General features: G+C 43.9%; 10 protein-coding genes and 1 tRNA gene. 7 read left to right on the top strand and 4 right to left on the bottom strand.

Annotated features, from left to right (window positions below):
* Nucleotides 1-8 precede the first annotated feature (8 nt).
* Both L0P89_RS08350 and L0P89_RS08345 read left to right on the top strand, forming a co-directional pair.
* A complete protein-coding gene (locus L0P89_RS08350) occupies nucleotides 9-1,367 on the top strand; it encodes an OmpA family protein (protein ID WP_235267946.1) in 1,359 nt (452 codons plus the stop codon).
* Nucleotides 1,368-1,432: 65 nt separating this feature from the next.
* Complete coding sequence (locus tag L0P89_RS08345; protein WP_235267945.1) at nucleotides 1,433-4,180, top strand: PD-(D/E)XK nuclease family protein; 2,748 nt, start codon at nucleotides 1,433-1,435, stop codon at nucleotides 4,178-4,180.
* On the opposite strand, the gene L0P89_RS08340 is transcribed toward L0P89_RS08345, so the two are convergent.
* From L0P89_RS08340 to L0P89_RS08330, 3 genes are all read right to left on the bottom strand, one after another.
* Nucleotides 4,181-4,894 (bottom strand): SDR family oxidoreductase, encoded by a 714-nt coding sequence (locus L0P89_RS08340; RefSeq protein WP_409557567.1) that lies wholly within the window; start codon nucleotides 4,892-4,894, stop codon nucleotides 4,181-4,183.
* Nucleotides 4,895-4,998: 104 nt separating this feature from the next.
* A tRNA-Ala gene (locus tag L0P89_RS08335) sits at nucleotides 4,999-5,072 on the bottom strand.
* A gap of 128 nt (nucleotides 5,073-5,200) precedes the next feature.
* Nucleotides 5,201-5,998, bottom strand: a complete 798-nt coding sequence (locus L0P89_RS08330; RefSeq protein WP_235267944.1) for a universal stress protein — start codon at nucleotides 5,996-5,998, stop codon at nucleotides 5,201-5,203.
* A gap of 54 nt (nucleotides 5,999-6,052) precedes the next feature.
* Between L0P89_RS08330 and L0P89_RS08325 the strand changes: the two genes are divergently transcribed.
* The 5 genes from L0P89_RS08325 (at nucleotide 6,053) to L0P89_RS08305 (ending at nucleotide 10,800) form a co-directional block, all read left to right on the top strand.
* Nucleotides 6,053-6,553, top strand: coding sequence for a GNAT family N-acetyltransferase (locus L0P89_RS08325; RefSeq protein ID WP_235267943.1), 501 nt, complete (start codon nucleotides 6,053-6,055; stop codon nucleotides 6,551-6,553).
* 5 nt (nucleotides 6,554-6,558) lie between these two features.
* On the top strand, nucleotides 6,559-7,899 hold the full coding sequence (locus L0P89_RS08320; RefSeq protein WP_235267942.1) for an MATE family efflux transporter: 1,341 nt from the start codon (nucleotides 6,559-6,561) through the stop codon (nucleotides 7,897-7,899).
* 19 nt (nucleotides 7,900-7,918) lie between these two features.
* Nucleotides 7,919-8,686, top strand: a complete 768-nt coding sequence (locus L0P89_RS08315) for an enoyl-CoA hydratase/isomerase family protein (protein WP_235267941.1) — start codon at nucleotides 7,919-7,921, stop codon at nucleotides 8,684-8,686.
* Nucleotides 8,687-8,832: 146 nt separating this feature from the next.
* Entirely contained in the window at nucleotides 8,833-10,014 is a 1,182-nt protein-coding gene (locus tag L0P89_RS08310) for a Gfo/Idh/MocA family protein (protein ID WP_235267940.1), read from the top strand.
* Nucleotides 10,015-10,035: 21 nt separating this feature from the next.
* Nucleotides 10,036-10,800, top strand: coding sequence for a UDP-2,3-diacylglucosamine diphosphatase (locus tag L0P89_RS08305; RefSeq protein WP_235267939.1), 765 nt, complete (start codon nucleotides 10,036-10,038; stop codon nucleotides 10,798-10,800).
* A gap of 88 nt (nucleotides 10,801-10,888) precedes the next feature.
* On the opposite strand, the gene ppdK is transcribed toward L0P89_RS08305, so the two are convergent.
* Nucleotides 10,889-13,606: a pyruvate, phosphate dikinase gene (gene ppdK / locus L0P89_RS08300; RefSeq protein ID WP_235267938.1), complete on the bottom strand. Its 2,718-nt coding sequence runs from the start codon at nucleotides 13,604-13,606 to the stop codon at nucleotides 10,889-10,891.
* Nucleotides 13,607-13,722: the final 116 nt, after the last annotated feature.

Genomic DNA, 13,722 nt, shown 5'->3' with positions numbered 1-13,722 from the left:
TTTTGAACATGAAACATCTTAGCAAATTAGTAGCTGTTGCTATTGTCTTTTTTGGCTTGAACAGCATACAGGCGCAAGACGAAAATAATCCTTGGCAGGTGAGCGTTGGGGTGAACGCAATTGATGTTTATCCTACCAATGATTCTGATGCCTCATATCCAACAGGCGGACTTTTCGATGAGTATTTCAATGTAAACGATCACTGGAACATCATCCCTTCGATTTCATACATAGCCGTTTCGAAATACATCGGTGATGGCTTTTCTGTAGGTGCTCGAGGATCGCTTAACAGAATCGAAAAGCTTGGAGATGTTACTGCAGATGACCTATCACATTATGCCATTGATGGTACCATTAAGTATAATATTCTAAAGAACACCAAATTAGATCCCTTTGTTGAAGTGGGCGGTGGTTATACTTGGGTTGATGAAATCGGCGCAGGAACAGTGAATGGTGGCGTTGGTCTCAACTATTGGTTCACCGACAATTTTGGTTTCACGGTTCAGACACAATATAAGCACGCTTTTGAAGACTATGGCGTGAAGCACTTCCAGCACTTGGCTGGCTTCTCTATCCGTTTCGGAGGTACCGATACTGATGGCGATGGCATTTATGACAAAGATGATGCCTGCCCGGAGGTTGCTGGTCTTGAGGCATTCAACGGTTGTCCTGATTCAGACGGTGATGGCATTGAAGATGGTAAAGATGATTGCCCAAATGCCGCTGGCTTAAAAGAATTGAACGGTTGTCCTGATGCTGATGGTGACGGTATCGCTGATAAAGACGATGCATGTCCAAACGAAGCTGGTCTTGAGGCATTGGCTGGATGTCCTGATGCTGACGGCGACGGTGTTGCTGACAAAGATGATCAGTGTCCTAATGAAGCAGGTCCTGCTGAGAACAATGGCTGCCCATGGCCAGATAGTGATGGTGATGGCGTACTTGACAAAGACGATCAATGTCCTGAGGTTGCCGGAACTGTTGCAAACAATGGTTGCCCAGAAGTTACAGAAGAGGTTCAAAAGCAGTTGAACGATTACGCTAGAACTATCTTGTTCGATACTGGCAAAGCTTCTTTGAAGCCTGAATCAACCAGTGTATTTGTTGACATCATCAGAATTCTTAACGAGTATCCAAATGCCAAGTTTACTGTTGAAGGACACACTGATAGTGTTGGTAGCGCCAAATTGAATCAATCGCTTTCAGAAAAACGAGCAAATTCAGTACGTGATTTCTTGATTAACGAAGGTATCGCTTCTGATCGTTTGACCGCTATTGGTTATGGTGAAGATAAGCCAATCGCCACCAACAACACAAGAGCTGGTAGAAGCCAAAACAGAAGGGTTGAAATCAACTTGATAAAGTAAGGCTCAAAAACAATTTTCGATAAAAGAAAAGCTCCGCAAATGCGGAGCTTTTTTTATTTTTAACAATGCGCTCTTTTTTGGAAGATGTTATTGATGATGTTCTCGAGAAACATGTGTCACTGAATCAACTGACATTTGTCTTACCCAGTAAAAGAGCAGGGGTTTTTCTGAGGAAATACTTAGCCGAACGCATAGATAAGCCCATTTTTGCACCTTCGATTCTATCGATAGAAGACTTCATCGGGCAACTATCCAGACTTTCACCTAGTACACAGCAAGAGCTCTTGTTGACCCTATATGAAAGCCTAACCACTTCAGATGAAAAGCCCAAAGAAGACTTTCTATCATTTTTGGGATGGGCACATACTTTATTGCAAGATTTCAATGAAATCGACCGTTACCTGCTCGATTATCGGACCCTGTTCAATTATCTATCTGAAATCCATAGAATTAAAAACTGGAACCTAAAAGCAGAAAAGACCCCTTTGGTTGAAGGCTATGTTAAGTTCTGGCAAAATGCCCATTCAGTATATGAGTCTTTTACCCAAAAACTCATTGAAGAAGGAAAGGCTTATCAGGGGTTGGCCTACCGGCAAGCCAGCAACAACATTGATGGCTACATCGAAACAAATGGCCATAAACATCTATTCATAGGTTTCAACGCCTTGAACACTGCCGAAACACAGATTGTTCAAGCATTTCTTGCGAAAGGCAATGCCGATATCTATTGGGATTTGGATTCTTACTTTCTAAATGACCCCGTACATGATGCCGGACTTTTTATCAGAAGATATAAGAAGGGCTGGCCCTATTTTAGCGGCAATCCACTCAAAGGGATAACCGATAATTTTCTTGGCGAAAAATCGATAAAAATCACAGGGGTCCCCAAAAATATTGCCCAAGCGAAATATGTCGGTCAATTGCTTGAAACAATAAATACCACCAATCCGGGGCAATTGAACAATATGGCCCTTGTTCTAGCTGATGAATCATTGTTGGTGCCGATACTACATGCATTGCCCAAAGAAATTGCCAAAGTCAATGTTACGATGGGCCTATCTTTGGCCGACACACCGTTATATGATTTCTTTACCACGCTGATGAACCTGTCGATCAATAGGTCTAAGCACGGCTGGTACCACAAAGACATACAACTGTTATTGGCAAACCCCTATGCCAAGATATTGTTGCATAAAGCCGGCAATAGTTATGTCTCGATGTTAAAGAGCAAAATATTTTCGCAAAATTTAACGTATCTAAGTCTTTCACATCTCAGATCTGATTCCCCTGATCAGAATACCTTTATATCGATGTTTTTTGCTGAGAGTCTTCCGAACCCCCGGCAGTTCATCAATAATTGCTTAAAAGCCATCCTTTCACTTAAAAAATATTTCGAAAAAGAAAAGAATGCACTTGAATTGCAACAACTTGAACACTTTCACAGTCTTTTCACTACACTGCATGAAAATGTCTTGACCCATTCTTTTTTAAACAACATTGCCATTCTCAAACAACTGTTAGCAAAGCAAGTTTCTGACGTAAAGCTCGATTTTCAAGGAGATTCCATTAAAGGGTTACAAATTTTGGGAATGCTCGAAAGTCGAAATCTCGATTTCGAAACCGTGGTCATTACCTCTGTAAACGAAGGTATCTTGCCTACCGGAAAAACAAACAGTTCATTCATCCCCTTTGATGTAAAAAAAGAATTCGGCCTGCCCACCCACAAAGAAAAAGATGCCATTTACACCTATCATTTCTATCGCCTGTTACAAAGGGCCAAAAACATTCACTTGTTGTACAATACCGAAATCGATACTCTAGAAGGTGGTGAAAAAAGTCGTTTGCTCACACAACTGCTCACAGATGTGAAACTTCAACACTATGTAGAACACAACATTGCCTCACCCATAGTTTCAGCTTCAGAAAAATTCTCGTTTGAAGTACCCAAAACCCCTGGCCTGCTCGATACCCTGAAAATTTTGGCCGAAAAGGGGTTTTCACCCTCGGCATTGGCCAATTACATCGAGAATCCGCTTGGGTTTTACAAAAAGAACGTACTCAAAATAAAGGAAACGGATGGAGTAGAAGAGAACATCGCCGCCAATACGTTTGGCACCATTGTACATGACGCATTGGAAGTGCTCTATCGGCCCTTTGAAAACTCTTTTTTGACTACTTATGCGCTTGAAGAAACAAAGAAAAAAATTGCCCCCACTGTAGAAGAACAGTTTCTGAAATGGTATTCGCCGAACAGCTTAAAAAGTGGGCAAACCCTTATCGTGTTCAATGTAATCACCAAATACTTGCAAAACCTGATCGATAATGAAATATCAGATGCCGAACAACATGAAATAAAAATTTTGGGCATCGAAAAAGAAGTCTCCCTCGATCTAGATATTCAAGAATTGGGGTTCCCTGTTACTTTGAAAGGAAAAATTGATAGGATAGATGAAAAAGATGGGCAATTGCGCATCTTAGACTATAAGACAGGGCGTGTTATTTCTTCAGAGGTCGAAATAACCGATATGAAAAACATTACCCAAGACCCTTCACTCGGCAAAGCCTTTCAGTTGCTTTGCTATAGCCTTCTTTATGCAAAAGAATCAACTATTGGGCATCTGACCGCTGGAATCATTCCTGTCAAAAAAATAAACCCCGAACCCATTATGTTCGCTCTTAAACCGTCTGCGAGAAGCCAACAAAAAGAACATCTGATAGACGCCACACTTCTTGACCGGTTCAAGAGCGGTCTAAAAGAATTGATCGTTTCCCTTTTCAATGTTGATGCCCCATTTGTTGAAGAAGAGGCCTGATTATTTCAAATCTGGCCTTGTCGGCCTCACCTCAACTTTGCTGGGCAACGTTCTCGGGTGTATCATCAAGAGATCGAGAACAATTTGACCAATGTCTTCTGGCTGTATCTTCCAAGCATCTTTTTCAGAGGGGTCATTGTCGTTGAAATAACTGGCCACGGAGCCGGGCATGATGGTGGTGACTTTTATATCATACCTTCTCAAATCAAGCATAGCAGCCTGTGTAAAGCCGACAACGCCAAATTTTGTGGCATTATACCCTGCCCCATTGGCAAAAAAATTGGTGCCGGCAAGACTCGCCAATGACATGAAATACCCTTTTGAGCTTTTTAATGCCTCAACCGAAGCCTTGAGAGTATGAAAAACTCCGGTTAGATTGGTGTTCATCATTTGGTGCCATTGTTCCGGAACCATTTCATCGACCGGGGCGAAGTGACCCACACCTGCATTTGCCAAAACTACATCTAAATGGCCCCACCTCTGAAGAATGGTATTGATGGCCTGTTGCTCATTCTCAAGGCTAGTGACATCTGATTCAAGTGCGAGCACACTCTTTTCGCTTCCCAAGATGGAAGCGGCCTCTTGTACAGTCTTTAACGTTCTTCCGCTTATGGCAACTTTCATTCCTGCATTCAAAAGCGTTTTGGCCACGCCATGGCCAATACCCTTACTACCCCCTGTTATATAGGCAACTTTTCCTTTTAAATCCATCATACAAAATTTGACCCATAAGATATGAACGATGCGCCGTTCGGTGAAAAGCAAAATGTTATTGTTTTCCAAAAACAAAAAAAGCACCTATTGAAAGGTGCCTTTTGTGGAGCATATCGGAGTCGAACCGATGACCTCTACGCTGCCAGCGTAGCGCTCTAGCCAGCTGAGCTAATGCCCCAAAATTATATTTCTTTTCGCCACTTTCTTCAACGGATGAATGGATTCATCCGGGCGGGCTAATGCCCCGAAAGAGAGCGCAAAGGAAATACATTTTGGCCAAGTTTCAAAATGTCTCCTAGGCAAAAGCTAGTCTTTTTTCACACTCAAGACCAACACGGGTATTGGTGCATAGAACTCTGATTTACGAATGGTGTTCTTTTCCCATAGTTTTTTGAAAAATCCGCGTTTTCTTCTGAAAACGCATAGAATATCTGGCTGATTTTTTTGAAAGTGCTCTAAAACGCCTAAATAGGTGGTCGGATTTTCAGAAATGGTCAACTTTTTGCTTAAATCCATCAAAGCGGTATTTACCTGTAAATCATCTTCGGTGTAACCCGGTGTCTTCACCAGTAATAGGTTTACCTCGGTATGATATTTTTCAGTAACCTCAATCAACGGTTGTAAAATCTTATTGTGCTTCAATATCCCTGAACGAAAAGCGCATAGAATATTCTTGATGGGAGAATGCTTGGTGCCTTTTGGTACTATCAGCGTTGGTATTTCGGTCTGCTTGATAATTCGCCCAGAGGTATTTCCCAAATAGAGCTCTTCATTGATGTCATTGCTTCTTGGTGCAATAATGATCAGGTCAATGCCCAATTCTTTTTCAATATCTATCAAGCCATCAATGATGTCGCCGTTGTACGAGGCAATCTTGATGTCAAGACCTCTTGTGTCAACTTTTGAAATGACTTCTTTGATATATGCTTTGCCGCTTTCTGCCACTTTCTCGGTAACCTTGCCCAGATTTCCGGCGCCAGTGGTTACGGTAAACACATCCATAACGTAGATGTTGGCCCCAAAATCTGAAGCGAAATTTACAGCGTACTGAAGTGTCTCATGCGAATTTGGTGACGTGCCCACCGGCACCAATATATTCTTCATAAGCTTGGTTGTTATGATTATGACCTAAATTTACAATTTAATCTACCTTCTTAGATGATCAGACATGCAAAGATATCTGAAATACCTGAAATTTTGATGATTACAAAGGCCTGTGCCCATGCTATGCAGCAAAGAGGCATTTATCAATGGAACGATCACTACCCCTCAGAAACTGCCTTTATGAGGGATGTGGAGCGACAAGAGCTGTATGTTAAGGAGGTGGGCGAAAAAATCATCGGTGCCATTGCCATTTCCACCCTTATCGATGACGAGTACAAATCAGTAGACTGGTTGATCCCCAATGAAAACAACATCTATGTACACCGTCTATGCGTACATCCCAAATTTCAGGGTCATGGCCACGCCCGATCTTTGATGGACTTTGCCGAAAAGTTGGCTCGAACAGGTAAATTTGCATCCATTAGATTAGATACTTTTTCCCAAAACAAAAGAAACCAACGGTTTTATGAAATGAGAGGATATAAAAGATTGGCTGATGTCTACTTTCCAAAACAAAGCGAACATCCTTTTCACTGTTACGAGTTGGTGCTCTGATTACTATGCTTACACGAACCGCTGTCACTTTTAGAAATATAAACAATTTGGCTATCCCCGCTACCATTTCGGGCATAGCAGAACCTGTTCTTTCCATCACAGATACGGCAATTGTCGGCAATATTCCCGTAGATGGGTTGGAATCTTTGGCCGCTGCCGGTATTGTCGGTTCTTTCCTTTCGATGTTGATTTGGGTATTGGGCCAGACCCGTAGTGCCATTTCGGCCATCATCTCACAGTATTTGGGCGCCAAACGAATCAAAGAAGTCGAAAATCTACCTGCCCAGGCCATTTTCTTCAATATTCTATTGAGCTTCGTGATTTTGGGCTCTACCATTTTTATCGTGGAGGATATTTTCAAACTCTTTGAGGCTTCGGGCAAGATTCTTGACTACTGTATCAGTTATTATTCGATTCGGGTATGGGGGTTCCCGCTCACATTGTTCACTTTTGCCGTTTTTGGCATTTTTAGGGGCCTTCAAAATACATTCTATCCTATGGTCATTGCCTTGATTGGGGCCGGACTCAATATTGTTCTTGATTTTATATTGGTGTATGGAATTGAAGATGTCATTCCTGCCATGTACCTAGAGGGCGCTGCATGGGCCAGTCTCATTTCACAGGCGGTCATGGCCATTTTGGTGTTTTTCTTATTGAAAAGCAAGACAAACATCAGTCTAAAGCTTCGTTTTCCATTAAATCATGAGTTAAAACGATTGATTTTTATGAGCCTTAACCTTTTTGTAAGGGCATTGGCCCTGAACGTGGCACTGATTGTCGCGGTCAGGGAGGCCACGGCATTGGGTGACCGATATATCGGCGCACACACCATTGCCATCAATCTATGGCTTTTTGCCGCCTTTTTCATCGATGGCTATGGAGCTGCGGGCAATAGTATGGGCGGCAGGTTATTGGGCGCGAAAGATTATAAAGGTCTATGGAAACTGGCCAAGAAAATAATCGTTTACGGATTGATGGTCAGTCTGGTTCTGATGCTTATCGGCTTTGTTTTTTATTATCCGCTGGGGAGAATATTTTCAAACGAGACCATTGTCTTGAATACCTTTTACAGTATCTTCTTCATTGTTATTCTAGGATTGCCGATGAACACACTGGCCTTTGTTTTTGACGGACTCTTTAAAGGTCTCGGCGAAATGAAGTACCTTAGAAATGTGCTGCTGACGGCCACATTCTTGGGCTTTTTGCCCACGCTGTACATCGGCAAGGCATTGGGCTGGGGATTCTATGCCATTTGGATCGCCTTTGTGGTTTGGATGGCCATAAGGGGCTTTGCGCTGGTGTTTAAATTTAGAAGAAAATTCAGGCCCTTGCTCCAAAAAACTTAATTTTGGACAAAACCATATTATGGGCACAGATCGACCCAACGGAAGTCTTTACACCAAAATTGAAAACAGTATAGCTATCGTAGAATTTGGGCATCCGGCCAGTAATTCGTTTGTCTCGGAATTGCTGCTGCGCTTGGCCGATGCATTTGATACGCTTTCCAGTAATTCAGAAGTATCGCTCATACTCTTAAAATCAGAAGGTGACCGTGCCTTTTGTGCCGGGGCATCTTTTGATGAGCTTCTGGCCATATCCAATTTAAAGGAAGGAAAGGCTTTTTTCAGTGGTTTTGCCCAGGTCATCAACGCCATGCGAAAATGCAAAAAACCCGTTATCGGTCGTGTGCAGGGCAAAACGGTCGGCGGTGGTGTAGGGCTTGCCGCTTCCTGTGACTATGTGTTCGCCACTGAAGCGGCCTCCATAAAATTATCTGAGATCTCAATCGGGATCGCCCCTTTGGTAATCGCCCCGGCCGTGGAAAGAAAAGCTGGAAAAGCCGCACTGGCAGAGCTGGCCTTGAATCCCACAGAGTGGAAAAATGCCTATTGGGCCAAAGAAAAGGGTCTGTATGCCAAAGTCTTTGGATCTATAAAGGAAATGGACAAAGAACTCGATTTTTATCTACAAAAAATGGCCGCTTATAATCCAGAAGCATTGGAAAAAATGAAGAAGGCCCTATGGTTCGGTACCGAACATTGGGATGATTTATTGCTTGAACGTGCCGAACAGTCAGGGCAATTGGCTCTGTCGCCCAATACGAAAGCGGTTCTTTCAGACCTTAAAAAATAGCTATATGGACATTCTATCGTATTTAAACAGTGACCTCGTTTTGCCCTTGTTGGCCGTATTGGTCATTGCGATTTATGTAATCATGCGCATTCGCAATAACCGTCGGTTTAAACGTTGAACCATTTTTTTCAATCAATACCATCTATATGATAAAACATTTTCAATCAATCGGTCTGATTTTACTTTTGATAATGAGCGTGGGTTGCAAACAAAAAGACGTGCCCAAGACAAATGAGCTTATGGATACTCAAGAAAGCCCATCGTATTATGAGGGAGAGCCGCTAAAAGTGGCGGTGATCGGTTTAGTGCATACTCATGTGCATTGGATCTTGGGCAGGGAAAAACTGGGCGACATTGAAATAGTGGGCATAGTAGAGCCCAACCGAGAACTGGCAGAGCGATATGGCAGGCAACATGGCTATTCAATGGATTTGGTCTTTGATTCAATGCCAGCGCTTTATGAAAAAGTCAAACCCGAAGCTGTATTGGCCTTCAATTCCATTTACGGGCATCTAGAAGTGGTCGAGTTTTTTGCCCCAAAAGGGGTTCACGTTATGGTCGAAAAGCCTTTGGCCGTTAATTGGGAGCATGCCCAAAAAATGGCCCGGTTGGCCAAAGAGCACGGGGTGCAGTTGTTGACCAATTACGAAACCTCATGGTACGGCTCAAATGAAAAAGCCTACTCTTTGGTAAAAAAGGAAGAAAAGATAGGCCCCATTCAACGAATGGTATTTCATCACGGTCACCCCGGGCCAATTGAAATTGGTTGCAACGAAGAGTTTTTGGAATGGTTGACAGATCCCGTTTTGAACGGCGGTGGAGCCCTTACCGATTTTGGTTGCTATGGTGCCAATTTGGCCACATGGTTTTTGGAAGGCCAAACCCCAGAAAAAGTGACCTGTACCACGAGACAGTATAAACCTGAACTGTATCCGAAGGTGGAAGATGACGCCACCATCATTTTAGATTATAAAGATGTTCAGGTCATCTTGCAGGCCTCCTGGAACTGGTCGCACAATCGCAAGGATATGGAAGTTTATGGCAAATCAGGCTATGTCATCTGTAAAAATGGAGAGGATATGGAGGTACTCGAAAATGAAAAAGACGGACCAAAGAACATTACTGCTTCCCCACTACCAATGGGTGTTCACGATCCTTTTGCCTACTTGGCCCAAGTGGTCAATAAAAATCTGCCTGTGGATGCCTTTGGGGTTTCCTCCCTTGAAAACAACTTGATTGTCGTACAAATCTTGGAAGCCGCCAAACATGCTGCCGAAACAGGAAAGACGGTGGTTTGGAAAGACTTTTTCACCACTGCTACACCCTAAGTTTGTATTTTTAACCTCTGAATGGATTCAATAACTCTTCCAAAGGGCAAAAAAGCATACTTCGCCAGTGACAACCACTTGGGTGCGCCCACGGCCAAAGAGAGCTTGCCGCGCGAAAAGAAATTTGTGGCCTGGTTGGATAGCATTAAAGAAGATGCAGCCGCCATTTATCTAATGGGCGACCTCTTTGATTTTTGGTTCGAGTACAAAAAAGTAGTGCCAAAAGGCTTTACCCGTACTTTGGGAAAGCTAGCTGAATTGACCGATTCAGGCATTTCCATCACCTATTTTGTTGGCAACCACGACCTTTGGATGAACGGTTATTTTGAGGAAGAACTGAACATTCCCGTATATCACAAACCCCAAGAACTAAAGATAGACAACACTTCTTTTCTGATAGGCCATGGCGATGGGCTTGGTCCGGGTGACAAGGGTTTCAAGCGAATGAAAAAAGTGTTTACGAACCCTGTGGCACAATGGTTCTTTCGGTGGCTGCATCCCGATATGGGGGTTCGGTTGGCACAGCACCTTTCCATCAACAACAAAATCATTTCAGGGGAAGCGGATGCACAGTTTTTGGGCGAAGACAAAGAATGGCTCGTACATTACTGTAAGCGAAAATTGGAAACGAAGCATTATGACTTTTTTGTGTTTGGGCATCGTCACCTTCCCTTAGAAATTGACCTCAATGGCAAGTCGACCTATGTCAATCTAGGTGACTGGATCAACCATTTCACCTATGCCGTTTTTGATGGCGCGCAACTTAAGCTTAAAAAAATAGAATAGAAAGAACGCCGTTAAAAAGTCATCTCCGGATTTGCTTCCTTTGAAATCAACTTTTCTACGGCGTTCCCAAAATCAGGCAATCTATTTATTATAGTGCTGCTTGTGCTGCAGCAACTCTTGCAATCGGAACCCTGAACGGTGAGCAGCTCACATAGTCCAATCCGTTGTCATGGCAGAATTCGACCGATGAAGGCTCGCCCCCATGTTCGCCACAGATGCCCACTTTCAAATCAGGTTTGGTGCTTCGACCCTTCTTAGCGCCCAAGGCCACCAGTTGACCGACACCCTCTTGATCCAAGACCTCAAATGGGTCAGCTTTTAAAATACCTTTTTCAAGATAATATGACATAAACTTGCCCGCGTCATCACGAGAATAGCCAAAGGTCATCTGGGTAAGGTCGTTGGTGCCAAAAGAAAAGAAGTCGGCCCTTTGCGCAATGGCATCTGCCATCAGAGCCGCACGGGGCACTTCTATCATGGTGCCGATCAAATAGTCGACTCGGTCACCATATTCTTGAAAAACGGTCTCGGCCGTTTGCTTGATCACTTCTTCTTGGCTTTCAAATTCTTCCAAAGTACCCACTAATGGGACCATGATCTCGGGCTTTACTTCAATACCTTTTTCTTTTACATTCAAGGCCGCCTCAATAATGGCACGGGTCTGCATCTCGGTGATTTCAGGATAGGTAATGCCCAAACGACAGCCCCTATGCCCCAACATGGGGTTGAACTCGTGCAATTCAGCGACTTTGTTCTTGACGGCCGCCAATGAAATATGCAGGTCTTCTGCCAATTCTTTTTGTGTAGCCAATTGATGGGGAACAAACTCGTGCAATGGTGGATCCAACAATCGAATCGTTACGGGATGCCCGTGTAAGGCCTCGAAAAGTCCTTCAAAGTCATTTCGCTGCATGGGCAACAAGGCCTCTAAAGCCAGTTTTCTGCCCTTTATGGTATCGGCCAAGATCATTTCCCGCATGGTCATGATGCGATTGCCCTCAAAAAACATGTGCTCGGTTCGTGCCAATCCGATGCCCTGCGCCCCAAAATTGCGGGCAGTCTTCGCATCTTTCGGGGTATCGGCATTCGCACGCACTTTCATAGTGGCATATTTGTCGGCCAATGTCATGATTTCGGCAAATTCACCACTGAGCAGTGGTTCCATGGTGGCCACTTTTCCATCGATGATATTTCCTGTGGTGCCGTTGAGGGAAATCCAATCGCCTTCGTGGTATTCGTGCCCATCAACGGTCATCGTTCGTTTTTTATAGTTGATTTTCAAAGCTCCTGCCCCTGAAACACAGCATTTTCCCATGCCCCGGGCCACCACTGCCGCATGCGAGGTCATACCTCCCCTTGCGGTCAAGATGCCTTTGGCAAGGTCCATTCCTTCCAAATCTTCGGGCGAGGTCTCGGTTCGAACCAAAATACTGTTCTTGAACTTATTGGCCTCATCGGCAAAAAAGACGATTTGCCCCGTGGCGGCACCTGGTGAAGCCGGTAATCCTTGGGCGATGACTTTCGCACGTTTCAAAGCGCGTGGATCAAAAACAGGATGCAACAACTCATCTAATTTTTCAGGTAGAATCTGCAATAAGGCTTCTTTTTCGTCAATCATGCCTTCTTTAAGCAGATCTACGGCAATTTTGACCATGGCCGCACCGGTTCGCTTACCGTTTCGTGTTTGCAGAATCCACAATTTGCCGTCTTGAATGGTAAATTCCATATCCTGCATATCACGGTAATGGATTTCCAACTGGTTTTGATATCGGAATAGTTCTTGGTACAATTTGGGCATCACCTCTTGTAGGGATGGATATTTTGCTGCCCTTTCTTTTTCAGAAAGTTTGGCCAATTCTGCCCAATGTTTTGAACCTTCCAATGTGATTTGTTGGGGGGTACGAACACCGGCCACCACATCTTCACCTTGTGCGTTGATCAAGTACTCGCCATTGAACTGATTGGCCCCTGTGGCGGCATCTCTGGTGAAACAGACACCTGTGGCCGAATTTTCACCCATGTTACCGAATACCATGGCCTGTACATTTACCGCAGTGCCCCAGTCTGGTGGGTAACCATTGATCTTGCGATAATAGACGGCCCGGTCTCCATTCCAACTATCAAAAACGGCCATTATGGCTCCCCACAATTGTTCCCATGGGTCGGTGGGAAAGTCTTGCCCTGTTCTTTCTTTGATTAATTTCTTGAAGTCAACGACCAAATTTTTCAAGTCTTCCACGGTGAATTCGGTATCTAAAGAAATGCCCCGTGCCTCTTTTGTTTGGTGGATCTGTTCTTCGAAGGGATCTTCGTCTTCTTTGTTTTCAGGTTTCATTCCCATGACCACGCTGCCATACATCTGTACAAAGCGCCGGTATGAATCCCAAGCGAAGCGCTCGTTATTGGTTTTTTTGGCAACGCCCAATACCGAAACATCGTTCAGGCCAAGGTTCAATACCGTATCCATCATACCGGGCATCGAAACCCTTGCCCCCGACCGCACTGACAACAACAACGGATTCTTATCTTCGCCGAAAACAGTGTCCATTTCAGCTTCTATCTGCTTAATGGCCTCACGTACTTCTTCGGCTATCAACTCGACCGTTGCCTCTTTTCCAATGGCGTTGTATTCAGTACAAACCTCGGTGGTAATGGTAAGCCCTGGCGGAACGGGAATGCCCAAACGGCTCATCTCAGCAAGATTGGCGCCCTTACCGCCTAGAAGGTTGCGCATGGTTCGGTCGCCATCGGTCTGTCGATGGCCAAAACGGTATACTTTTCTCTTGGTATTGGTAATTGAATCCATAAATTATTTTTTAATCCTAAAATAAGAGACTAAGGTACGGGCAACAAGCGGCTGGATTTATGACATATATCATAAAAGCTTCTAAACCAATTTGATGCAATCAAAAAAGTATTGGA

Origin of the sequence: Muricauda sp. SCSIO 65647 (assembly GCF_021534965.1) — a bacterium.
In the GTDB taxonomy this organism is placed as follows: Bacteria; Bacteroidota; Bacteroidia; order Flavobacteriales; family Flavobacteriaceae; genus Flagellimonas_A.
This window is presented reverse-complemented; position numbering and strand designations above follow the sequence as displayed.